Source organism: Paenibacillus sp. FSL L8-0663 (assembly GCF_038008125.1).
In the GTDB taxonomy this organism is placed as follows: domain Bacteria; phylum Bacillota; class Bacilli; order Paenibacillales; family Paenibacillaceae; genus Paenibacillus; species Paenibacillus polymyxa_D.
Genome location: NZ_JBBOYM010000001.1, coordinates 4,172,829 through 4,196,872, shown reverse-complemented (window position 1 = coordinate 4,196,872; position 24,044 = coordinate 4,172,829). Strand labels below are relative to the sequence as shown.

General features: G+C 47.5%; 17 protein-coding genes and 1 riboswitch. Of the genes, 14 read left to right on the top strand and 3 right to left on the bottom strand.

Annotation, left to right across the window (positions count from 1 at the left end; translation table 11 throughout):
- The first annotated feature begins 24 nt into the window (after nt 1–24).
- The 7 genes from MKY75_RS18400 (at nt 25) to ptsP (ending at nt 8,905) form a co-directional block, all read left to right on the top strand.
- On the top strand, nt 25–1,188 hold the full coding sequence (locus MKY75_RS18400) for an iron-containing alcohol dehydrogenase (protein WP_069012479.1): 1,164 nt from the start codon (nt 25–27) through the stop codon (nt 1,186–1,188).
- Between the two features lie 174 nt (nt 1,189–1,362).
- Complete coding sequence (locus MKY75_RS18395) at nt 1,363–1,881, top strand: membrane protease regulatory membrane protein (RefSeq protein ID WP_029515706.1); 519 nt, start codon at nt 1,363–1,365, stop codon at nt 1,879–1,881.
- A 48-nt stretch (nt 1,882–1,929) separates the two neighbouring features.
- On the top strand, nt 1,930–3,465 hold the full coding sequence (locus MKY75_RS18390) for a flotillin family protein (protein ID WP_039272892.1): 1,536 nt from the start codon (nt 1,930–1,932) through the stop codon (nt 3,463–3,465).
- Between the two features lie 189 nt (nt 3,466–3,654).
- Complete coding sequence (gene glcT / locus MKY75_RS18385; protein ID WP_029515704.1) at nt 3,655–4,530, top strand: glucose PTS transporter transcription antiterminator GlcT; 876 nt, start codon at nt 3,655–3,657, stop codon at nt 4,528–4,530.
- Nucleotides 4,531–4,768: 238 nt separating this feature from the next.
- Nucleotides 4,769–6,814, top strand: coding sequence for a glucose-specific PTS transporter subunit IIBC (gene ptsG / locus MKY75_RS18380; RefSeq protein ID WP_029515703.1), 2,046 nt, complete (start codon nt 4,769–4,771; stop codon nt 6,812–6,814).
- A gap of 110 nt (nt 6,815–6,924) precedes the next feature.
- A complete protein-coding gene (locus MKY75_RS18375) occupies nt 6,925–7,200 on the top strand; it encodes an HPr family phosphocarrier protein (RefSeq protein WP_013372579.1) in 276 nt (91 codons plus the stop codon).
- Nucleotides 7,193–8,905, top strand: a complete 1,713-nt coding sequence (gene ptsP, locus MKY75_RS18370; RefSeq protein ID WP_029515702.1) for a phosphoenolpyruvate--protein phosphotransferase — start codon at nt 7,193–7,195, stop codon at nt 8,903–8,905. Before MKY75_RS18375 ends, ptsP begins: the two co-directional genes overlap by 8 nt.
- A 118-nt stretch (nt 8,906–9,023) precedes the next feature.
- Here ptsP and gcvPB read toward each other — a convergent pair whose 3' ends face one another.
- The 3 genes from gcvPB to gcvT form a co-directional block, all read right to left on the bottom strand.
- Nucleotides 9,024–10,520 carry an aminomethyl-transferring glycine dehydrogenase subunit GcvPB gene (gcvPB, locus tag MKY75_RS18365; protein ID WP_340886202.1) on the bottom strand — a complete coding sequence of 499 codons (1,497 nt, stop codon included), beginning with the start codon at nt 10,518–10,520 and terminating at the stop codon, nt 9,024–9,026.
- Nucleotides 10,517–11,872 (bottom strand): aminomethyl-transferring glycine dehydrogenase subunit GcvPA, encoded by a 1,356-nt coding sequence (gene gcvPA / locus MKY75_RS18360; protein ID WP_340886201.1) that lies wholly within the window; start codon nt 11,870–11,872, stop codon nt 10,517–10,519. Before gcvPA ends, gcvPB begins: the two co-directional genes overlap by 4 nt.
- 126 nt (nt 11,873–11,998) lie before the next feature.
- Nucleotides 11,999–13,099, bottom strand: coding sequence for a glycine cleavage system aminomethyltransferase GcvT (gene gcvT, locus MKY75_RS18355; protein ID WP_340886200.1), 1,101 nt, complete (start codon nt 13,097–13,099; stop codon nt 11,999–12,001).
- 176 nt (nt 13,100–13,275) lie between these two features.
- A riboswitch (glycine riboswitch) is annotated at nt 13,276–13,375 on the bottom strand.
- Between the two features lie 392 nt (nt 13,376–13,767).
- Here gcvT and gcvH point away from each other — a divergent pair.
- From gcvH to MKY75_RS18320, 7 genes are all read left to right on the top strand, one after another.
- On the top strand, nt 13,768–14,160 hold the full coding sequence (gcvH, locus tag MKY75_RS18350; protein ID WP_069012484.1) for a glycine cleavage system protein GcvH: 393 nt from the start codon (nt 13,768–13,770) through the stop codon (nt 14,158–14,160).
- A gap of 427 nt (nt 14,161–14,587) precedes the next feature.
- Nucleotides 14,588–16,066, top strand: coding sequence for a PTS mannitol transporter subunit IICB (locus MKY75_RS18345; RefSeq protein ID WP_340886198.1), 1,479 nt, complete (start codon nt 14,588–14,590; stop codon nt 16,064–16,066).
- An 81-nt stretch (nt 16,067–16,147) separates the two neighbouring features.
- Entirely contained in the window at nt 16,148–18,226 is a 2,079-nt protein-coding gene (locus MKY75_RS18340) for a BglG family transcription antiterminator (protein WP_340886196.1), read from the top strand.
- The gene (locus MKY75_RS18335) at nt 18,223–18,657 is read left to right on the top strand and encodes a PTS sugar transporter subunit IIA (protein ID WP_069012487.1); all 435 of its coding nucleotides are present in this window, start codon (nt 18,223–18,225) and stop codon (nt 18,655–18,657) included. Before MKY75_RS18340 ends, MKY75_RS18335 begins: the two co-directional genes overlap by 4 nt.
- Entirely contained in the window at nt 18,654–19,799 is a 1,146-nt protein-coding gene (locus MKY75_RS18330; protein WP_340886194.1) for a mannitol-1-phosphate 5-dehydrogenase, read from the top strand. Before MKY75_RS18335 ends, MKY75_RS18330 begins: the two co-directional genes overlap by 4 nt.
- Before the next feature lie 214 nt (nt 19,800–20,013).
- Nucleotides 20,014–22,167: a DUF454 family protein gene (locus MKY75_RS18325; RefSeq protein WP_340886192.1), complete on the top strand. Its 2,154-nt coding sequence runs from the start codon at nt 20,014–20,016 to the stop codon at nt 22,165–22,167.
- A complete protein-coding gene (locus MKY75_RS18320; RefSeq protein ID WP_165149645.1) occupies nt 22,160–23,815 on the top strand; it encodes an amino acid ABC transporter ATP-binding/permease protein in 1,656 nt (551 codons plus the stop codon). Before MKY75_RS18325 ends, MKY75_RS18320 begins: the two co-directional genes overlap by 8 nt.
- Nucleotides 23,816–24,044 lie beyond the last annotated feature (229 nt).

The following is a 24,044-nucleotide window of genomic DNA, read 5'->3' as shown; positions in this document are numbered from 1 at the left end:
AACTATTGGAGGCGAGCGTTTGCGATGAAAGCATTCGAATTTTATAATCCTACACAATTGATCTTCGGTAAAGGACAATTGGAGGCTCTCAAGCGTGAAGTTCCTAAATATGGTAAACGTGTATTGCTTGTATATGGCGGCGGCAGCATTAAGCGCAGCGGCTTGTATGATAATGTAATAGGTTTGCTTGGTGAAATCGGTGCAGAGGTAACGGAACTGGCTGGTGTGGAACCGAATCCTCGCTTATCTACAGTACATAAAGGCGTGGAATTGTGTAAAACACATCAAATCGACCTCGTTCTGGCTGTAGGCGGCGGTAGTGTGCTGGATTGTTCCAAAGCCATTGCTGTTGGTGCAAAATATGATGGCGACATGTGGGATTTTGCAGAGCGTAAAGCGGCACCACAGGCAGCATTGCCATTAGGTACGGTTTTAACTATGGCAGCCACTGGTTCTGAAATGAATGCGGGTTCTGTTATTACAAATGAAAAAACACAGGAAAAATTGGGCTGGGGCAGCGTATTTGCGTTCCCTGCGTTTTCTATTCTTGATCCAGTGAACACATACTCACTGCCGCAAAATCAAACGGTTTACGGAATCGTAGATATGATGTCACACACGCTGGAGCATTATTTCCATCTGGAATCCAATACTCCGGTCCAACTTGGCTGGTGCGAAACGATTTTGCGTACGGTAATGGACGCGGCTCCAGGTCTGGTCAACGATCTGGAAAACTACGAGTTGCGTGAAACAATTATGTATTGTGGTACGATGGCGCTGAACGGCTTCCTGAACATGGGGCTAACAGGTGACTGGGCTACTCACAATATCGAGCATGCGGTGTCTGCTGTTTATGATATTCCACATGGTGGAGGACTGGCTATTCTGTTCCCGAATTGGATGAAACACAATCTGCATGTGAAGCCTGAACGCTTCAAACAATTGGCGGTCAATGTGTTCCATGTAAACCCAGAAGGCAAGAGTGATGAAGAAGTGGCGCTGGAAGGTATTCAGGCGTTGCGTGATTTCTGGAACTCGATTGGTGCACCAAGCCGTCTGGCTGATTACGAGATTGATGCGTCCAAAATCGATGTTATGGCTGATAAAGCTGTGAAATTCGGATCTTTTGGTGGCTTTAACAAGCTCAATCGCGAAGATGTAGTCGAAATTTACAAAGCATCCCTGTAAAACGACATTTGTATCATTTAAAGCACGTTTGTGCGTCATTAGACGTACGAACGTGCTTTTTTGGGTTTGATTTGGGATATTGGAGGAAAATTTTGAAACTTTTTTAGGTTGAATACGTAAACATAGTTATAGACTGGAAACCAGACTGAAAAGGTACATGGAAGGAGGAGTCGCATGGAAACCATATTTTGGTGGCTATTGGCAGGGGGCGCTATCTTTACCGTGGTCAGTGTGCTGATCGGAGATGTACTCGGTAGTTGGCTGGATGGTGCATTGGAGCTGCCGGGCCTTGATTGGTTCAGACCTGTCGTTTTACTTGGAGCCATGACCGCTTTTGGCGGAGCTGGAGTACTGCTGACAAAGTATACCGGGCTGAGCACGGGATGGGTCGTCGTGCTTGCTTTAGGGATTTCGTTTGTCATCGGAATACTCGTGTTCTTTGCGTTTATCAAACCCATGGCGAATTCGGAGGTATCCAGCGGCTTCTCCATGCGTGAGCTGACTGGCCGGATTGGTGAGGTTACCATTCCTGTACCTGAGGTTGGTTACGGGGAGGTTATGATCCGCTTGGGTGCAGGCAACACCATACATACAGCATCGAGCTTCGATCACAAACCGCTTGCTGCGGGAACCCGTATCGTTGTGGTTGAGGTCGCAGAGGGCGTCGTCCGCGTAGCGTACCTGGACACCTAGACGGCGCATTCGCTTAACTTGAAGGGAGCGTGATCGGGAGTGTCAAATTTGCAAGATATTGTGTTGGTCCCTGGGATTGTTGTTATCGTTATCGTCATATTAGGGATCGCCTTTTGGGCCCGCTACAAAACGGTAGGGCCGGATGAAGGAATGATTGTGACGGGTTCTTTTCTGGGAAATAAAAATATTTCCGAGGATGACTCTGGACGTAAAATTAAAATTGTACGCGGCGGGGGGGCCTTCATTTGGCCTATTTTCCAGCAGTCCGAATTCATCTCTCTGTTGTCCCATAAACTGGACGTAACCACACCGGAAGTGTATACGGAGCAAGGAGTTCCCGTGATTGCGGATGGTGTGGCGATCATCAAGGTCGGCAGTTCTATTGAAGATGTGGCTACAGCAGCCGAGCAGTTCATCGGGAAGCCACTGGAGGCTCTTAGGGGAGAGGCTCAGGAAGTACTGGAGGGGCATTTGCGCGCAATCCTCGGCTCGATGACAGTGGAGGAAGTTTATCGTAATCGGGATCGGTTTGCGCAGGAAGTACAGGGCGTGGCTGCTCGTGATCTAAAAAAAATGGGCTTGCAAATCGTTTCATTCACCATCAAAGATGTGCGTGATAAGCACGGATATCTGGATGCGCTTGGTAAGCCGAGAATTGCCGCTGTGAAACGGGATGCTGAGATTGCGGAAGCCGAAGCTGTGCGGGATGCCCGAATTCAGAAGGCGCGTGCGGAACAGGAAGGCCAGAAGGCCGAACTGCTGCGAGATACCAACATTGCCGAGGCAGCCAAAGAGAAAGAACTGAAAGTAGCTTCGTTTAAAAAAGAACAGGATACAGCGAAGGCAGAAGCCGATCAGGCTTATCACATCCAGGAGGCTCGTGCCAAGCAGACTGCCGTCGAGGAGCAGATGAAGGTCGAGCTGGTGCGCAAAGAACGGGAAATTGACCTTCAATCCAAGGAAATACAGGTACGTGAAAAGCAATATGATGCGGAAGTGAAAAAGAAGGCAGAAGCCGATCGGTATGCGGTCGAACAAGCGGCGGAAGCAGATAAATCGCGTAAAATGCGTGAGGCTGAATCACTGCAGTACTCGATTGAGACACAGGCTAAAGCGTCAGCTGAACAAAAACGTCTAAACGGGCAAGCAGAAGCGGATGCCGAACGCGCCAAAGGTACGGCAGACGCAGATGTCATCCGTTTGCGTGGACTTGCAGAAGCGGAGGCCAAGGAAAAACTGGCGGAGGCGTTCCAGAAGTTTGGAGAGGCTGCCGTGCTCGATATTATCGTAAAAATGTTGCCTGAGCTGGCTGGACGTATTGCCGAACCGATTGCGTCCATTGATAAACTCACCGTAGTTGATACAGGAAAAGGAGAAGGAGCAGCGCGTGTCAGTAATTATGTCACCGAACTGATGGCTACGGCGCCCGAGATGCTGAAAAGTGTATCCGGTATTGATGTGGAACAGTTAATCAAGGGGCTGACCACTGGGAAAAAAGGCCTTCATTCCGTGCCGTCCTCCGGTGAAGCGAACAAGCAGCCTCTTCCAGCCTCGGTGGAGGCAGCACTAACAGATAAAGAATAACGATAAGTCTTTGGGAGCTTCTATCCCTAACCAAAAGACCGCTTTTCATCACAGCATTTTCCGGCAATGTGATGAAAAGCGTTTTCTTTTTATTGACCTTTAGCCGAATATTTGGTACTTTAACGTGGATTCCTCTGAGCTTCATGCTATAATTCTTAGGATCAAGGTTCTGATAAAAGAGGTGCGGATGTGAGCAGCCTAAAAGTGGCCAAAGCGCTGAATAACAATGTGATTATAGGAATGCACCCCGAGCATGATGAGGTTGTCGTGATTGGAAAAGGAATCGGTTTCAATCGCAGACCCGGCGATCTTATGCCGTTGGATTCAGTTGAAAAATTATTTATATTAAAAAGCCATGAAGAACAGGAGCAATACAAACGGTTGCTTCCTGAGCTGGATGAAAAGCTCATCGAGGTCATCGGTGAGGTGCTTCATCTTGTTCAGCTTCAAGCAAAGAAGCCTCTAAATGAGCACATTCTGATTGCTTTAACTGACCATATCGCTTTTTCCATCAACCGTCATAAACAGGGAATTACGATTCATAATCCGTTTTTGTATGAGACTAGGGAAATATATCCTCAGGAATACAAGATGGCTGAGCAGGCTGTTGCTTTAATCAGGGATAAGATGAATGTAGATCTGGGAGAAGATGAAATCGGATTCGTGGCCCTGCATATTTATAGCGCTATGACAAACCAGCATATTTCCGAGGTTAGGAAGGATTCTCGTCTGATTGCTGATATGGTTCAGGTTGTCGAGACGACACTGGATTATCGAATTCCTCTCCAATCCCTTGATTATTCTCGACTGCTGACTCATCTGAGGTTTGCGATTGAACGTGTGCGCCGGGGAGAGATTGTGCAGGAGATTTATCGATTGGACAAGCTTTTGAACGAAGAATATCCAGAAATGTATATGCTGTCCTGGAAACTGACGAAGATTATGGAGAAAAGGCTACGTAAACCTGTTTATCCGGCTGAGGTTAGTTATTTGACAATGCATCTGCAGCGGTTGTCCCAACGCAAAGAGCAGGGGGAGCAACAAAAAGTGATAAAACCGGAATAAAAAAGTATTGCCTCGCATTTAGCGGGGTGCTATAATCAATTCTGCAATGAGGAAGACAACAACTGAACATTTAACGTGTTACTGATTCGATCAGGCATGAGTTGCTTTAAGTTATGATTGTTTACAGCCTACTGGGGTAAGCTATATCCCAAGGTTGTTTTCAAACATACTTAAATCGGCTCATGCCTTTTTTGTTGTTTTGCCTCTGTTCTAAATTTCAGAGAAGGATGTGGAAGGTATGTTTAAAAAGCTTTTCGGCGTTTTACAGCGTGTCGGTAAAGCATTAATGCTTCCTGTAGCGATTTTGCCAGCTGCGGGGCTTTTATTGGGTATCGGTAACATGCTGGTCAATCCTGATTTTCTCCAGTACATTCCGGCATTAAATGCGGGCTGGGTTCAATCGGTTGCGACGATCATGATGAATGCCGGACAAATCGTTTTTGATAATCTGGCACTGTTGTTCGCAGTCGGCGTAGCCGTCGGTCTAGCGGGCGGTGAAGGTGTAGCAGGTTTGGCTGCCATCATCGGTTACCTCGTTATGAACATTACTCTGGGTACAGCCGTGGGTGTCACACCTGGTCTGATTGCTCAAAAAATACCGGGTTATGCGAACGTGTTGGGAATTCCAACGCTTCAAACCGGGGTGTTCGGCGGGATAATCATCGGTATACTGGCCGCAGCCATGTACAACCGCTTTTTCAAAATTGAGCTTCCTTCGTATCTGGGCTTTTTCGCGGGTAAGCGTTTCGTTCCAATTGCAACGGCGGTATCCTCACTTATTGTCGGACTAGCACTGGTTCTGATCTGGCCTCCAGTTCAACAAGGACTTAACGCAGTATCTCACTTTATGGTGTATTCCAACCCGACTTTGTCGGCGTTCCTGTTCGGGGTTATCGAACGCGCGCTGATTCCATTTGGTTTGCATCACATTTGGTATTCACCGTTCTGGTTTGAGTTTGGTGAATATGTTAACAAAGCAGGTCAAACCGTTCACGGTGACCAGCAGATCTTCTTCAGCCAGCTTCGCGACGGAGTGGCTTTGACAGCAAGTACGTTCCAAGTGGGTAAATTCCCATTCATGATGTTCGGTTTGCCAGCAGCAGCGCTTGCGATGTACCATGAAGCAAGACCAGAACACAAAAAATATGTAGCAGGTATTATGGGTTCAGCAGCATTGACTTCGTTCTTGACAGGTATTACGGAGCCACTGGAATTTTCCTTCCTGTTCGTAGCTCCACTGCTGTTTGCAGTACACTGTATATTCGCAGGTCTGTCATTTATGACCATGCAAATTTTACATGTCAAAATCGGTATGACCTTCTCAGGCGGATTTATTGACTTCCTGATTTTCGGGATTATTCCAACCCGTACGCCTTGGTGGTATGTAATCATCGTCGGTCTGATTTTGGCAGTTATTTACTACTTCGGATTCCGATTCATCATACGGAAATTCAACTTGAAAACACCAGGGCGTGAAGAAGCCACAGAAAATGTGGATGGCGCAGCAACTGGTAGTAGTGATGAGCTCCCACACAACATTTTGGCAGCTTTCGGCGGTTCATCGAATATCAAGCATCTGGATGCTTGTATCACACGTCTTCGGATCGAGGTTAATGAGAAATCGAACGTTGACAAAGCTCGTCTGAAACAACTTGGCGCATCGGGTGTCCTTGAAGTCGGTAACAACGTACAGGCAATTTTCGGTACACGTTCCGACACCATTAAATCTCAAATGGCTGATATCATGGCTGGACGTACACCTGCACCAGCTCCGGCGCAACCTGCTCCACAAGAGGAGAAGGAAGCTGGAGAAGAACAACAAACCATTATTGTAGAAGATATTGTAATGCCTGTTAACGGCGAATTGGTTGATATCTCGACGGTTCCCGATCCGGTATTTGCAGAACGTATGACAGGTGACGGCTTTGCGGTCGTGCCAAATGATGGAACGATTGTGTCCCCTGTTTACGGCAAAGTATTCAATGTATTCCCGAGCAAGCATGCGGTTGGTATCCAATCCGATGGCGGTAAAGAAGTGCTTGTTCATATCGGGGTGAATACAGTGAAGCTTAAAGGTCAAGGATTTGACGTTTTGGTGAACGAAGGCGATCTTGTGTCAGCTGGCCAGCCTATTATGAAAGTAGACCTGGAATACGTGAAGGCAAACGCTAAATCCATCATCTCACCTGTCATTTTTACTAACCTTCCTGAAGGTTCTTCAGTAACTTTAAACAAAACTGGAGTATTGAAGGCTGGCGAAGATGGTATAATTACGATAAAATAAACTCTATGTGTTTCGGATTAGTTGATTAGGCGGCTTAGGCCGTCTGATCAATTATTCGGTATACTGCGTGTAAACAAATATTATCTTTAGGAAAGTGGGAGGAACAAATTATGCAAACAACTTTTAGAATTACGGATGAAGACGGTATCCATGCACGTCCTGCAACTGCGCTGGTAAATACAGCTAACAAATTCAGCGGTGCTGAATCTTTTGCCGAAGCTAACGGTAAAAAAGTAACTTTGAAATCCATTCTGGGTGTATTGTCTCTGGGTCTGGAACAAGGCGATACTATTAACATTATCTGCGAAGGCGCTGAAGCTGCCGAAGCACTGAAAGCTCTTGAAAATGTAATCGTCAACGAAGGGCTGGGCGAAGTTCATGCTTAAGATTTCTGGGATTGCCGCTTCGGCAGGCATAGCCATTGCCCGGGCGTTTATCTTGGAGCATCCGAATTACGCTGTAGAGAGACGCGCGGTTGGTGATGTTGAAGCTGAAATCGCAAGATTGGATGCGGCTTTGGCACAATCTCAAACCGAATTGGAATCGATTAAGGAGAAAACGCTTAAGGAACTGGGAGAGAAAAAAGCAGAAATTTTTGCATCTCACCTGCTCATTTTGAATGACCCTGAATTGATCGATCCGGTTAAAGCTAAAATCAGAGACGAGCAGCTTAATGCTGACTATGCTTTGAATGAAGTAGCTACACAGTTCATTTCCATGTTTGAAAACATGAAAAGTGCCTATTTGCAAGAACGCGCATCGGACATGCGTGATGTAACCAAGCGGATCCTGAATCACCTGCTTGGTGTTCATTTTGTTAGTCCTGCAGAAATTGCCGAAGAAACGATTGTGCTTGCAGAAGATTTGACACCTTCCGACACAGCTCAGCTGAACCGTGAATTTGTTAAAGGTTTTGCAACGAATATCGGCGGACGTACTTCGCATTCGGCTATTATGGCTCGCTCACTTGAAATTCCTGCAGTTGTGGGAACGAAAAATATATTGTCTCAAGCTAAAAGCGGCGATTTGATTATCGTTGATGGTTTGGATGGTCACGTATTCGTGAACCCTACCGAAGAGATTGTTGCAGAATACCGTGCTAAACAAGTGGCATACGACAAGCAACGCGAAGAGTGGCGCAAGCTGCGCGGCGAAGCTACGGTTTCTGTCGATGGTGTCCATGTCGAACTGGCAGCCAATATTGGTACGCCTAATGATGTAGCTGGTGTCCTGGACAACGGTGGTGAAGGCGTTGGCTTGTACCGTACGGAGTTCTTGTACATGGGACGCGATAAGCTTCCATCCGAAGAAGTACAGTATACAGCGTACAAAACCGTTCTGGAAAGAATGGAAGGTAAACCGGTTGTAGTCCGTACTTTGGATATCGGTGGTGACAAAGAACTTCCTTATCTGGACCTGCCGAAAGAAATGAATCCGTTCCTCGGATTCCGTGCTATTCGCCTGTGTCTGGATCGCCAGGATATTTTCCGCACTCAATTGCGTGCTTTGTTGCGTGCGAGTGTGCATGGTAACTTGCGCATCATGTTCCCAATGATTGCTACGCTGAACGAATTCCGTGAAGCTAAAGCTGTTTTGTTGGAAGAAAAGGAAAAGTTGGTAGCTGAGGGTGTATCCGTATCCGAAGAAATTCAACTGGGCATCATGGTAGAAATTCCTTCTACAGCGGTATTGGCTGACCAATTCGCAAAAGAAGTAGATTTCTTCAGTATCGGTACAAACGATCTGATTCAATACACAATGGCAGCGGATCGCATGAACGAGCGGGTTTCTTACCTGTATCAACCATACAATCCATCCATTCTGCGTCTGGTGAAAATGGTTATTGATGCTGCTCACCGTGAAGGACGTTGGGTTGGTATGTGTGGCGAAATGGCAGGAGATACAACAGCAATTCCGTTGCTGCTGGGTCTCGGACTTGATGAGTTCAGTATGAGCGCCACTTCCATTCTGCCAGCACGTAGTCAAATTTCCAAGTTGTCCCGTGCGGACATGGAAAAACTGGCTACAAAAGCTCTGGACATGCAAACAGCAGAACAGGTTGTTGAATTGGTTCAAAGCATCGAAGGCTAAGGAAGGGTATTACATTTCAAAGGTTATATCTTTTTCCAACAAAAAATTGCTGTGTACATACAGCAGCCGGTATCTAATTAGATACCGGCTTTTTTGCATGCTTTAAGTAGAATTTGTTTTAACTGCATGAGCAATTCAGTACAGGTTTGCGGGCTGCGGTAGTTTCGTCCAATCGTGTGACTGGAGTAGTATATGGTGCATTGAGCACCAGCTCAGGGTTCTCTTCTGCTTCCCGCGCAATATGAATCATAGTGTCGACAAAAGCATCAAGTGTTTCCTTACTTTCCGTTTCCGTGGGCTCGATCATGATGCACTCCTCTACATTCAGCGGAAAGTAAATTGTAGGTGGATGGTAGCCGAAATCAAGCAGCCGTTTGGCTACATCAAGCGTGCGCACTCCAAATTTTTTCAAGCCTCGCCCCGACATCACGAATTCGTGTTTGCAATGTCCAGGGTAGGGCAGATCAAAATGTGGAGCGAGCCGATGCATCATATAATTGGCATTGAGTACAGCGCATTCCGATACACGCTTTAAGCCATCAGGACCGTAGCTACGGATATAAGTATAGGCACGGACGAGAATACCGAAGTTCCCGTAAAAGGCTTTAACCCGTCCAATAGAATCTCCCTGTTCCCGGTCCCAGTGGTACACCCCCTGTGGATCCCGTGCGACAAGCGGCTTGGGCAAATAAGGGATGAGCCGTTGCTTTACGCCGACAGGTCCAGCGCCGGGGCCACCGCCACCGTGCGGGGTACTCATCGTTTTGTGCAAATTGAGATGCACTACATCGAAGCCCATATCTCCGGGACGGGTAATCCCCATGATGGCGTTGGAGTTCGCCCCGTCATAGTAGAGCAGACCCCCCGCGTCATGCACGATGGCAGCAATGTCAGTGATTTGCTTCTCGAACAGCCCAAGCGTGTTCGGGTTGGTCAGCATGAGCGCAGCGGTGTCGTTGCCTACGGCTTGACGCAGCGCATCCAGATCCACCAGCCCCTCAGGGGTGGAAGGAAGGGTGACTGTTTCGAAGCCTGCGACGGTTGCACTGGCGGGGTTCGTTCCGTGCGACGAATCCGGCACGAGCACCTTGGTACGTCGCTCACTACGTGCTTCGTGGTATGAGCGAATCATCATCAGCCCGGTCCATTCGCCATGGGCGCCCGCGGCGGGCTGAAGCGTGACGGCATCCATGCCAGTTAACGCAGCCAAATCATTTTGGAGCGTATGCAGCAACTCCATGGCACCCTGGATGCTCTCCTCGGGCTGACATGGATGGATTTTGGCGAAGCCTGTATATCGGGCGACATCCTCATTCACCTTCGGATTGTATTTCATCGTACAGGAGCCGAGCGGATAAAATCCATTGTCCACGCCAAAATTGCGCCGGGACAAGGCGGTATAATGCCGAATAACGTCTACTTCGTATACCTCGGGTAATGCTGCAGGTTCGCTGCGCAGCGCATAGTCTGGCAAAAGCGCTGCCACCGGGCGACGGGGAACGTCGCACTCGGGAAGGGAATAGGCGATGCGACCCGGACGGCTCAATTCAAAAATGAGCGCTTGATCGTGTTCCTTTAACAGCTCTTGTTTCTGATCCTGTCCGGTATGTGTCATAGCAATCCCCCCAAGGTGTGCACAAATTGGTCAATCTCTTCTTTGGTTCTTTGCTCCGTCACGGCAATCAACATGTGACCAGCGAGTTCCTCATAGTCCCGGCCCAAATCGTAGCCAGCGATAAATCCAGCAGCTAACAGATTGTCCTGAAGTTTGCTCACATCCGTACCTTCAGGCAGCCTAAGGGCAAACTCGTTAAAGGTCGGTGCGTGAAATGAGGCAGTTACGCCTTTCAAGCTCAGCAATTGTTCTAACGCATAGCGGCTTTTATGCAAATTCAGCTCGGCTACTTCCTGGATGCCCTGTCTCCCCATGACGGACAAGTACACAGATGCAGATAAAGCTAGCAACGCTTGATTGGAACAAATGTTAGAGGTGGCCTTTTCGCGGCGGATATGCTGTTCGCGCGCTTGCAAGGTCAGCACGAAGCCGCGTTTACCATTGCGATCAGTGGTCTGACCCACAATACGGCCGGGGATACGGCGCATATGTGCCTGAGAAACGGCAAAGTATCCACAGGTCGGACCGCCGAGAGAAGAGGAGATGCCAAGTGGCTGCGCGTCTCCTACCACAATATCCGCGCCCTGTTTGCCGGGTGTCTCCAGCAAGCCAAGTGCCAGTGGGTTGGCACTGACGACCAAAAGACCTTTGTGTGCATGGATGAGGTCAGCCATCGGCTGTAGATTTTCCACGGCTCCGAAAAAGTTGGGGCTTTGGACCAAAACAGCCGCGGTCTGTTCCGATACGGCCGCCGCTAACGCATCAGCATCCGTTACACCGTCCGAACAGCCGATCTCCACGATGTCCAAATTCAATCCGCGTGCATAGGTTGCCAATACCTGACGTGCCTCTGGATGGACGGACCTCGATACGATAAGCTGTTTACGGCGGGTAGCTGCGGCGGACAGTGAGCCCGCTTCCGCCAGTGCAGTCGCTCCGTCGTACATGCTGGCATTAGCTACAGCCATGCCCGTCAATTCGCAAATATACGATTGAAACTCGAAAATGGCTTGTAGCTCGCCTTGGCTTACTTCCGGCTGATAGGGGGTGTAGGCAGTGTAGAATTCTGAGCGTGAAGTGATGTGCTGGATGACGGACGGAATATGATGATCATAAATTCCTGCGCCAAGAAAGCTGGCATGTGTGTCTGTATTGGCATTGTGTCCGGCCAGCTCGGTCAAGTGACGGGTTAAGGCTTTCTCATCGAGTCGAGAAGAAAGAGGGAGTTCCCCTTGATATCGAATGGCCTCTGGAATGTCACTGAATAAATCATCAATGGATGATACACCGACCACACGCAGCATTTCGGTTTGATCCTGTTCAGTCATAGGGAGATAACGATGCTGCTTCATAGGTTCTGGCTCCTTTCGAAAAGCAAAATTTTAAATCCGTAAATGAGCTAATAAAAAAGTGTGAGATGAAAACCCGGAAATACATATCTGACATGTTTGCTTTATAGAAATAAGGAGAGTTTAAGATCAGCGTGGGCGCTTATAAAAGGGGGCTGCCACCACCTCGGCACGCAGGCGTTTGCCACGAATCTCAACCTCCAGTGGTGTGGAGAGGGCGCTAAAACGACTGTCCACCAAGGCGAGGCCCAGATTACGCTTCAAGGAGGGCGACTGAGTCCCCGTTGTGACCTCACCGATGTGTTGTCCTTCTGCGAATACCGGATAATGGGCGCGTGGGATACCGCGGTCCATCATTTCTAGCCCGATCAATTTACGAGGAACCCCTTGTTCTTTTTGACGCTGAAGTGCTTCTCTACCGATAAAATCTCCTTTATTCAGCTTGACGAAGAAACCCAGACCGGCTTCGAGTGGTGAAATTGTGGCAGATAACTCCTGTCCGTATAGCGGCAACCGAGCCTCAAAGCGTAGTGTATCCCGAGCACCAAGTCCAGCGGGAATCAGCCCATACGACTCACCGGAACGAAGCAAACCCTCCCATACGGCGGGTGCTTCCGCGGCAGGTACGTAAAATTCAAAACCGTCTTCGCCCGTATATCCGGTTCGTGAGACGAGTGCTTTTGCTCCGAACAATGGCACGTTCTCATGAAAGTGGAAAGATGCCAGATTCGTAATATCCGTATCTGCCACGGCTGCGGCAATACGTGCTGCTTCCGGTCCCTGCAATGCCAGCAATGCTATTGCATCAGACACATTCTCCATGTGAACGGATGCAGGCACATGACGAAGTAACCAATCCCAATCCTTATCAATGTTGGAGGCGTTCACAACGAGCATGTAGCGTTCCGGTCCTTTGCAGTAAACAAGCAGGTCGTCTACTACACCTCCATCGGGGTAACACAGGAGTGAATATTGTGCCTGACCTGGTTCCAACTGGCTGACATCATTCGTGGTCACCCTTTGTAGAAAAGCTTCGGCCTCTTTGCCTTCAACCAAAAACTCACCCATATGCGATACATCGAATAAACCCGCACGTTGCCGGACGGCCTCATGCTCCTTTTGAATGCCGCTAAACTGAACGGGGAGCTCCCAGCCTCCAAAGTCAATACAACGAACCCCAGACTGCGTCCCGTAGGATGAATATAGCGGTGTTTTTCGCAAATTAGTCATGTTTCCACTCCTATCCGGTGTAATCGGCTAAACAAAAAAGACAGGCCGAAAAAAACGTATAGACAGCAGTCTATACTCTTTTTTCAGCTCTGTCCTTGATACCAGAAAGTTACCCCGGTATGTACCGGGTTTCCTCTTGGGTGATCCGCTCCAATAGCGAATGCTCTCCAGAGATGCGTCCGGCAGAGGTCCTTTTGCCTGAGAGATTCACCTGCAATGCAGGCTTACTCCTTCGGCGCTACCTTCGGGATCAGCAGTATATTACCTGGCTTTGCAGATAACAACTTGATCCGATTCGCGTGCACAACTGTCTCACAAGCGGCAACAGCTATGCGAATCTTTTTGGCAGTCTCTCCCTCTGCGTTCATCCGCGTTTGCAGTTGTCGGGTGTTTCCCAAAGTATTTGCTATAACCCATTAATACGCAAATTCATTCAAAATGTCAATAAAAATGTCATCAAAAACAATAGAAAAAACATTTAATATATAAATAAGGATATGTAAGCGTTTGTTATAAATTATTATATTTTTATATAGAGCACTATAGGAGGTAATATGAAGTATTTTTGTTAGTATTATTGACATGAGTGTTCTTATTGTCATAATCTTAACCTGTCTAATACAGGTGAGCAAATGCGATTTTATTCATATGGAAGTGAGGGGAACAGAATGGGTGAAGTGAAGCAGCAACTTTGGTATACAGACGAACATGAGTGGGTTCAGCGGACAGAGAATGGAACGGTGCGGATTGGTATTACAGACTTTGCACAGCACCAACTGGGTGATATTGTTTTTGTAGAATTACCTGAGGCGGGAGTAACGATTGAGCAGGGAGCGGAGATCGGTACGATTGAATCGGTGAAGACGGTATCCGACCTTTTTGCTCCGGTGACGGGAACCATATTAAAAGTGAATGAAGCGCTGGAAGGTACACCTGAGCTAGTGAATGAATCTCCATATGACAAAGGTTGGATGGTAGAAGTAGAGATGGATAAAGATGTGGAGGAATCATTGGGCAAACTACTGTCGGCGGATCAGTATGAGCAGTTGATTTCGGAGTAATAAATAGAGCAATGCAGCATGAAATAATAGCGTGTTATTCGGAATTTTATATTGATTTTTAATTGAATAAGAGCATCGTTAGTTTGCTCGATTTTTGTATAAAATAGTCGCTATGATTTGACGTAGCGGCTATTTTTTTGTCTTTTTTATGAAAACGTAATTACGTGTGTTGTTCTGATATAGTGGGTTGTCCCCATATAGGAATCATACATAATCCAGCGCGGTTTTTCGACTAATTTCTATAGCTACAGGTCATATTAAGAAGAATTATGCAGGTATAATATCTTCCTGGATAATTTAAATTTAAATGTTGTCATCAACGTTCATGACGAAAGTACGTTTTCATTTCGTTGATGAAGATAGCGCTGTCATTTAGTATGAATTTTAAGAAAAGGTAGTGATGCTTACCTACAAGGAGGATTTGAATATGAGTACATTGGACGCAAAGCCAAGTTCAAAAGGAGGCACTCGTGTCGCCGTACAGCGTTTTGGCCGTTTTCTTAGCGGTATGGTTATGCCCAATATGGGAGCCTTTATTGCGTGGGGGTTGATTACGGCACTCTTTATTCCGACCGGATGGTTCCCGAACGAAGGTTTTGCACAGTTGGTTGATCCGATGAAAAATTATTTGTTGCCGCTGCTGATTGGTTATACAGGGGGCACGATGATTCACGGACAGCGTGGAGGTGTGATCGGTGCCATCATGACGATGGGTGTCATAGTAGGAGCCGATATCCCGATGTTCCTGGGCGCGATGGTAGCTGGTCCGCTGGCTGCGTGGATATTGAAGAAGTTCGACAAGGCCATTGAAGGCAAAGTCAGATCAGGCTTTGAAATGCTGGTCAATAATTTTTCGGCCGGGATTATCGGTGCCATTCTAGCACTGCTTGCCCATGTGGCGATCGGCCCGGTTGTACAAATGATCAGTCAAGTGTTGTCGGCAGGGGTACAGTTCCTCGTGAACGCGGGGCTATTGCCGCTTGTCAACCTCATTATTGAGCCCGGAAAAGTATTATTTTTAAACAACGCGCTGAATCACGGAGTATTAAGTCCGATTGCGTTGGAGGAAGCTGCAAGAACAGGCAAATCCGTACTGTTCATGCTGGAATCCAACCCTGGGCCGGGGCTTGGTATTTTGCTGGCCTACTGTCTGTTCGGTAAAGGCTCTGCGAAGTCGTCAGCTCCTGGCGCAGTCATCATTCATTTTTTCGGCGGGATTCATGAAATTTATTTCCCTTATATTTTGATGAAGCCGATTCTGATTCTTGCAGCTATAGCTGGCGGTGTTGTGGGAACCTTCTGTTTCATGTTGACAGGTGCCGGACTGGTTGCTGCTCCTTCACCGGGTAGTATCATCGCCTATTTTCTAATGACGCCAAAAGGTGGATATTTGCCAATGCTGAGCGGGGTGATCGCTGCTGCGGTCGTATCCTTTGCTGTTGCAGCAGTGTTACTCAAGACAGGTAAGCAACAAGAAGAGGGGCTGGAGGAAGCTGCATCTCGCCTGAAAGATATGAAAAATCAAAACAAGAGTGCCAGTGCTAACGCCACTGTAATGGAAGATAACCACGAATCTGATCGTGCTGCCGAGATTGTCGCAGATCGAACGCTCAAGGATAAATCCGAAGTGAACAAGATTGTCTTTTCCTGTGATGCAGGTATGGGTTCAAGCGCGATGGGTGCCTCGATTTTACGCAAAAAAATGAAGCAGGCGGGCGTAGGCGTAACAGTTACGAATACGGCAATCAGTGAAATTCCACAGGATGCGGATATTGTCATTACGCAAAAAACGTTGACAGACCGGGCTAAAACAGTAGTCCCGAATGCTGAACACATTTCCATTGACAATTTTTTGAAGAGTCCTGAATACGAAGCGCTGGTTGAACGTCTGAAATCCGATTCTTAATCCCCGTCATAGTCAGGCGGACTGTATGCAGTGTACGTCTCCTGCTGGAGGGATGAGCTTGGGAAGGAACGGTATGCGCTTATGAATATTACGAAACGACAACGTGACATCGTGGAATATCTTCTGGAGCAGTCCAAAGAGGTTACAGCCGGAGAAATTGCCACGAAGATCAATGTCAGCACGAGGACGGTTCATCGGGAACTGGGCGCAGTCGAGCATTGGCTGGCAGCTCATGAGGTGAAGCTGGAGAAAAAGTCAGGGATTGGTATCTGTATAGATGCAGACCCAGCTCATCTTGTATGCCTGCGAAAGCAATTGCTGCATACGAATCCAGACGAATATTCGGCTGAGGAGAGAAAGATCGTGGTTCTCTGCATGCTGCTGGATACACGGGAGCCGATCAAGCTGCTGGCGCTGGCTTCAGATCTGAAAGTCACGGTAACTACGGTCAGTCATGATCTGGACGAATTACAAGACTGGATCGGAGATCGAGGGCTCGTGCTTGTCCGCAGACGGGGATATGGTGTCGAGATTACCGGACGGGAGATAGACAAAAGACGGGCGATTTCCGAGCTGGCCCTCGAACATTTGGATGAATCTGATCTGTTTTCCAGCCAGGGAGAGGTTCGTTCTGTGACCCGTGTCTCCGACAAATTGCTGGAGATGATTGGCAGAGAGAACCTGCTGATCGTGGAAAAGGCCCTCTGGCAGCCCCATGAAAAGTGGCTGGAAAACATGGTGGAAAGCAAATATATGGAGTTGCTGATTCAGATTTGCGTTTCGCTGGCACGTCTACGACTCGGGTATGTTATGGATCCTCTTCTCTCCTATTTAAAAACAGATTCGGATGAGAATATCATGCTGCGCACAGCTATGGTAGAACGCATATGCGCAGAATTGTCAGCGGTGCTGGATATTAACTTTCCGGACCCGGAACGTTCTTATTTCAGGCTGCTGTTCCGTGATGCCGAGGATCATTCTACCCGGCTGCTGCCGCTCGATGATCTTGTACTGCTGGAGTCGGTTCATGAGTTGATTCGTCGTGTGGAGGAAGAAACAGGCACGCCATTGGAAGAGGACCGTGTTCTGCGTGAAGGACTGATTGCCCATATGGCTCCGGTATTCAAACGTTTGAAGGAAGGCAAGTCGATTCGTAATCCCCTCCTTCAGCAAATCCGCAAGGATTACAGCAGCTTATTCGACTCAGTGAAAAAGGCTGCGGCGGACATGACAGAAATGAAAGTCCCTGATGAAGAGATTGGATTTCTCGTCATGCATTTCGGCGCTTCGCTGGAGCGGTTGCGACAATTGCGGCGGGAGGTGCGGGCCATCGTAGTCTGCACGAGCGGCATTGGTTCATCCAGACTTCTGGCAACAAGGCTCGCCAAAGAGCTGCCACAGATCAAAATTGTGGATAGGGCCTCATGGTACGAGGCGGCGCGGATCCCCAAGGAGGATTATGATCTGATCATTTCGACAGTAGAGCTACCGCTTGAACCAGATCGCTATCTTAAGATCAGCCCGCTGCTGACGCAGGAGGAGAGTGATCGCCTGCGTCAATTTATCCAGCATATTACACTCAATCATCCCGATGACCATCAGCAGGAACAGGTCGTTCAGCCCGGTCAGGACATGGAGTGGCTTACCGGCCTGCGGAAAAGTCTCGATGAAATTGTACACATTGTACAGCAATTTCAAGTGTATCCGCTGGAAAATCAGGAGATGGATATGGCGGCGACCGTAGAGGCTATATGCATGTTGGAGGCGGGGCGGGGGAATGTTACAGAGCCTTCTGCGGTTGCTGCACAACTCATGGAAAGAGAGCGCCAAGGTAGTCAGGTGATCTCTGATACCTCCATTGCTTTAGTTCATACGCGTAGCCACTATATTCGCAAGCCTTCGCTTACCTTGTATAAGCTGGCAGAGCCGCTGTTGGCGGATACAGGCGAACAGGTAGAATGCGTGCTGCTCATGTTAGGACCTCGTGAGCTGCCGAGAGAAAGCTTGGAGGTATTGAGCGAGATTAGTGCATTACTCTTGCAGGAAGACATGGTTACGCTACTGGAACACGGTAGCAGGGATCATATTGTCAATTATATATCGAGTGAGCTAGCTGAATTTTTCCACAGTAAATTAGGGACAGGGAGGAACCTACCGTGAGTATTATGACGATAGACAAAGTAAAAATGAATGCAACCGCCAAAGACAAATATGAGGCGATTCGTATGGCTGGACAAATCCTGCTGGATGCAGGACATATTTCAAGTGAGTACATTGACAAGATGCTGGAACGCGAGGAGATCGTGTCCACCTATATCGGGAACGGGCTGGCTATTCCACATGGCACCAAGGAATCCAAGACGCTTATTCAATCCACAGGCATTTCCATCGTCCAGTTTCCGCAAGGCGTAGATTTTGGGGGAGAAAAAGCATACATGGTAATCGGCATTGCAGCACAAGGCGGCGATCATATGGAGATTTTGACGAGTATCGCTGTGGTGTGTGCGGAGGAAGAAAATATGGATAAACTTCGCAATGCGGTGACCCCACAGGAAATTATAGATCTGTTCGAAAGTGAGCTGGAGCTATGAGAGCCGTCCACTTTGGAGCAGGAAATATCGGTCGCGGCTTTATCGGATTGATTCTGTCGCGTGCAGGCTATGAGGTTGTTTTTTCAGATGTCAACGACACCCTTGTATCCGAGTTACGCCGTCGTAAACAATACACCGTAGAATTAGCCAATGATACAAAGGATACGGAGCTGGTCACGAATGTGACGGCGATTGACGGCAAGGATGCAGCGGCTGTAGCCGATGCGGTAGACCACGCAGATCTGGTAACGACCGCGGTAGGGGTCAGCATCCTCAAGCACATAGCAGCAGGTATTGCGGAAGGAATCAAGCGGCGGGTAGAGAGAGGAGCGAGGCCGCTGCATGTGATTGCCTGTGAAAATGCAATCGGAGGTAGTGCGCAACTGAAAGAGCATGTTTTTGCGCTATTAGATGAGGCGACCCGTGCCAAGGCTGAGGCTTCGGTGTATTTTCCAAATGCTGCCGTAGACCGGATTGTGCCGATCCAGCAACACGAGGACCCGTTACATGTGCAGGTAGAGCCTTTTTACGAGTGGGTGGTGGATCGTTCGCAAATGGCATCTGAGCATGAAGAAATCGAAGGTATCCTGTACGTGCAGGATCTAGAGCCTTACATTGAACGAAAGCTATTTACGGTAAATACGGGACATTGCGTGGCAGCTTATCTTGGTTATACCGCAGGTTATGCTACCATTCAGGAGGCCATGAAGGATGGCAAGGTGGTGGATTCGATACAAGGGTCACTGGAGGAAACGGGAGCGGTGCTTGTGAAGCACTTCGGTTTGGATCAAGAGGAGCATAGGAAGTACATCTCTAAAATTTTGGATCGCTTCCGCAACCCTAATCTAATAGACGATGTTACTCGGGTCGGACGTTCACCATTACGCAAGCTGTCTCCCAATGACCGTCTTGTACGTCCCGCGCTCCAAGCGCAGGAGTATGGCATTCCGACGGATCATCTGGCGTTAGGAATGGCTGCTGCCTGTAAATTTGATATTACGGAAGACCCCGAGGCAGTCGAGCTTCAGCAGGTGATCCGCAACGAAGGGCTGGGTGTGGCGCTGACGCGTTATACTTCCATAACCGCAGACCACCCGTTACATCGGCAGATATTGGAGCAATATGATATTATAAATTCATAAAACAACGTATTACTAACATTAGATTTCGATAATCCTCTTGAAGACAAAGCATCCACATCAACACTAGCGTGTTCTGTAGAGATGTGCTTCAAGAGGATTTTTATATGCGTGATTTACATCACATAACAACCTGCTTAAATTGTTTATATTGATAATGATTATCATTATCTATAAAATGAAATCATTACTATTATAACTATTAGGGAGGATTATAGTGAAACCGATCTATATTACCTTAGGGTTTTTATTTTTGGCGCTTGGAGTTATTGGTGTAGTGCTACCATTGCTACCGACTACACCGTTTCTGCTGCTCGCGACCTTTTTCTTTATGCGGGGGTCCGAAAGGATTCACCAGTGGTTTTCGAATACCTCCCTGTACCAAAAGCATCTAGAGAGTTTTGTTCAAACAAGGTCGTTGAAGCTGTCTACGAAAATCACGACATTGGGCTTAGCGTCAACGATGCTGATTATAGGCTTTATTTTCACCCCTAATGTGTGGGGCAAAACGCTCATCGTCTTGGTCATCCTTTTTAAATATTATTACTTTATATTCCGAATCGGAACAGTGAGAAACGCTGCAGCAAAAATAACACCATCATCTTCACCTGCACCTACTCCAAAAAAAAAGTCTAAAATGGTCGACAGCCGTCTGCTCGGTCTAGTGGAACATTCTCGAAAATATATCGTATGGGGTGTGCTTGTGCAGTGGATCGGTCTTTTGGGGAGTATAGCCGCTGTGTTGTCTATGGCCTTTGTTATGCAGCAGGCATGGGAAGGACAAGTGACTCGCAAGCTGATTCTATCTATGACGGTCATTGTTATTGCTGCTATTGCAGTTCGCTGCCTGAGCAATTATGCAGCCAGTATGTTATCCTATCGTGCTTCGGTAAATGCTAAAAAAACGCTGCGCTCGCAAATTTACAGCAAGTTGCTGAAGATAGGGCCCGCATATACAGATCATACCTCCACCTCGGGGGTTATTCAGGTTGCTGTAGAAGGGGTAGAGCAGCTTGAAACCTATTTCGGTAGATATATGCCTCAGCTATTTTACAGTCTGCTTGCCCCTGTAACGTTATTCATTACCCTCTCTTTTGTCAGCTTCAAAGCAGCCATTATCCTATTGATCTGCGTTCCCTTAATTCCAGTGTCGATCATTGTCATTATGAGGATGGCTAAAAAGCTTTTTCGGAAATATTGGGGTAGTTACGTCAATTTGGGCCACAGCTTTTTGGAGAATGTGCAAGGTCTGACTACGCTCAAAATGTACGGAACAGACCAGGATAAACATCAGGAAATGAACACAGCAGCTGAAGATTTTCGCAAAATGACGATGAAAGTGCTGACTATGCAGCTTAACTCCGTGGCCATTATGGATCTTATCGCATTTGGTGGTGCCGCTGCGGGTGTACTGGTCGCGGTAAGCGAATATTCTTCTGGACGAATTGGCTTGGCAGGAGCAATCATCATTGTTTTGCTGTCGGCAGAATTTTTTATTCCTCTGCGTCTTCTGGGTTCTTACTTTCATATCGCCATGAACGGAATGGCTGCAAGTGACAAAATATTCCAAATGTTGAGCACAGAGGACCTTATACAAGGACAAAAAAGCATAGAAACCACAGATATTCGACTGGAACAGGTGAGTTTCGCCTACGACGAAAGAGATACCTTACGAAATGTATCCATGGATATTCCCCAGGGCAGCTTTGTATCCATTGTTGGGGAATCAGGCTCTGGTAAAAGTACGGTAGCCGGATTGATTGTTGGGCATCACGAGGGGTATCGAGGAAGCCTGACGATTGGAGGAACCGAGCTTACCGATATTTCGGAAAAAAGCCGCATGCGTCATATGACCTGGATCGGTTTTAACAGCTATATTTTTAAAGGCACCGTGGAAGAAAATTTAAAAATGGGCAATGAGCACGCGGATGAGCAACACATGCTGGAAGCTTTGCGACAAGTGAAGCTGTATGATTTTATCCTCTCAGAAGGAGGTCTGGAAGCAGAACTGGAAGAGCAGGGAGCCAATCTGTCAGGAGGACAGCGCCAACGGCTAGCACTAGCCAGAGCATTGCTGCATGATAGTCATGTGTACATTTTTGACGAGGCCACCTCTAACATTGACAGTGAAAGTGAGGAAGGCATTATGGAGATTATACATGCGCTGGCAGGTCAAAAAACAGTGATTCTTATCTCTCACAGACTGGAAAACGTAGTCCAATCCGATTGTATCTATGTGCTGCAAAACGGTTTGGTGGCAGAATCCGGAACGCACCATGAGCTGTTGAGCCAGCAGGGGCATTATGCGGAGATGTATCTCAGTCAACACCGGGTAGAGCAGTTTGTAAAAGGAGGGGCTGTATATGCGTAGACACGGATTACGGATCATGGGCCAATTATTGGTATTGGCGGGACCTCTTTTACCTGTGCTGCTCATCACGATTGTTACAGGAGTGCTTGGTTTTGTTTGTGCTATTGGCATTATAGTGTTTGGAGCCCTGGCTCTGCTTACAGCAACGGGCATCACGACAGGCTACACCCTATCGTTTTTGCTGACGACGATCGTGGTTTGCGCCGTACTGCGCGGCGTATTCCGTTATGGCGAGCAAATGAGTGGTCACTATCTCGCTTTCAAGCTGCTGGCTGTACTACGTGACAAGGTGCTTCAAGCCCTGCGAAGACTCGCTCCAGCCAAATTGGAAGGCAAGGACAAGGGAAATCTGATCTCACTCATTACAAGTGATATTGAGTTGCTGGAAGTATTTTATGCGCATACGATAGCTCCTGTTATGATTGGCATCATCACCTCACTGCTCATGGTATTTTTTATCGGTTCTTATGAGCCTCTGCTAGGCTGGCTTGCTGCGCTTGCTTACCTAACTGTCGGTTTATTTATTCCCTTACTCACGTCACGTATGGGCAAGCGTCAGGGGATGGAATACCGCAGCAGCTTTGGCAAGCTGAGCAGTTATTTTTTGGACAGCTTACGGGGGATGAAGGAAATTGTGCAATATGGGCAAGGAGAACAACGTTTGAATGAGATTAACTGTCATACGGATCAATTGGATGCCAAGCAGAAGGACTTAAAGCATCATGAAGGCATCACAAGAGCCATCACAGATGCGGCTGTAGTTGGATTCTCATTCTTGATGCTGCTGGCTGGATTGTACGGTATGTCTAATGGTCAGGTTGACTTTACAGGTATGCTGATTTCTGTCATTGCCCTGTTTAGTTCATTTGGTCCGGTCATCGCACTGAGCAATCTGTCCAACAATTTGCTTCAAACGCTGGCGAGCGGGGAACGAGTGTTGAGTCTATTGGAGGAAACTCCGGAGGTAGAGGAAAATATCGACGGGATGAGTGTCGCCTTTACTGGGGCACGAGTAGACAAGGTGACTTTTTCATACGATGGTCAAACGGTGCTGAATGATGTAAGTCTCATGATACCGCATAAGCGGATTTTAGGCATTCAGGGTAAAAGCGGCTCTGGCAAGTCTACACTGCTGAAGTTGCTGATGCGATTTAGGGACCCGCAGCAAGGTGAAATTTTGCTATCCGGACACGATTTGAAGGAAATTGGAACCCGACATTTGAGAGGCTTACAGAGCTATGTCGACCAGCATACGTTCCTGTTTGATGATTCCATTGCAGCTAATATCAAAATCGGAAAGCCTGATGCTACACATGAGCAGGTGGTGGAAGCAACACGTAAGGCATCCGTGCACGATTTTATTATGACCTTGCCTCAGGGGTATGACAGCCGAGTTGGAGAATTGGGGGACAGGCTGTCTGGTGGAGAACGTCAACGCTTGGGGCTGGCCAGAGCCTTTGTCCATGATACGCCTCTCTTACTGCTCGACGAGCCTACCAGCAATTTGGACAGCCTGAACGAGGCCATTATTTTAAAATCGTTAAAGGAACAGCAGCAAGATAAAACGATTGTCCTTGTTTCGCACCGAAGTTCTACCATGCGGATTGCTGATGATATTTTTCAAATGGATAATCGAAGACTGTCCTGACTTTTCTAACTATTGTTATATCCTAAGGGCAAAAGTTGTAGCCTGTTCATGGTATTGTCATAAAATGGAGTGTGTGTTGAAATGGAAGCGTCATCCTTGTTTAAATCATCCAGCTTTTCAAGCTTGTCTTATTTTGATAGCCTATTAGGTGAAGATTTTATAAAATCCTAAGGTATATTGACAAGTCATAAACATCATAAATGATGGATGAACAGAGGCTGTAAGCCGA

What these genes read in the sequence shown, in the direction of transcription:
- MKY75_RS18320 (WP_165149645.1), top strand. Translation starts at nt 22,160, where the DNA reads ATGCGTAGACACGGATTACGGATCATGGGCCAATTATTGGTATTGGCG.
- MKY75_RS18345 (WP_340886198.1), top strand. Translation starts at nt 14,588, where the DNA reads ATGAGTACATTGGACGCAAAGCCAAGTTCAAAAGGAGGCACTCGTGTC.
- ptsG (WP_029515703.1), top strand. Translation starts at nt 4,769, where the DNA reads ATGTTTAAAAAGCTTTTCGGCGTTTTACAGCGTGTCGGTAAAGCATTA.
- ptsP (WP_029515702.1), top strand. Translation starts at nt 7,193, where the DNA reads ATGCTTAAGATTTCTGGGATTGCCGCTTCGGCAGGCATAGCCATTGCC.
- MKY75_RS18375 (WP_013372579.1), top strand. Translation starts at nt 6,925, where the DNA reads ATGCAAACAACTTTTAGAATTACGGATGAAGACGGTATCCATGCACGT.
- MKY75_RS18395 (WP_029515706.1), top strand. Translation starts at nt 1,363, where the DNA reads ATGGAAACCATATTTTGGTGGCTATTGGCAGGGGGCGCTATCTTTACC.
- gcvPB (WP_340886202.1), bottom strand. Translation starts at nt 10,520, where the DNA reads ATGACACATACCGGACAGGATCAGAAACAAGAGCTGTTAAAGGAACAC.
- gcvH (WP_069012484.1), top strand. Translation starts at nt 13,768, where the DNA reads ATGGGTGAAGTGAAGCAGCAACTTTGGTATACAGACGAACATGAGTGG.
- MKY75_RS18340 (WP_340886196.1), top strand. Translation starts at nt 16,148, where the DNA reads ATGAATATTACGAAACGACAACGTGACATCGTGGAATATCTTCTGGAG.
- MKY75_RS18400 (WP_069012479.1), top strand. Translation starts at nt 25, where the DNA reads ATGAAAGCATTCGAATTTTATAATCCTACACAATTGATCTTCGGTAAA.
- MKY75_RS18330 (WP_340886194.1), top strand. Translation starts at nt 18,654, where the DNA reads ATGAGAGCCGTCCACTTTGGAGCAGGAAATATCGGTCGCGGCTTTATC.
- gcvT (WP_340886200.1), bottom strand. Translation starts at nt 13,099, where the DNA reads ATGACTAATTTGCGAAAAACACCGCTATATTCATCCTACGGGACGCAG.
- gcvPA (WP_340886201.1), bottom strand. Translation starts at nt 11,872, where the DNA reads ATGAAGCAGCATCGTTATCTCCCTATGACTGAACAGGATCAAACCGAA.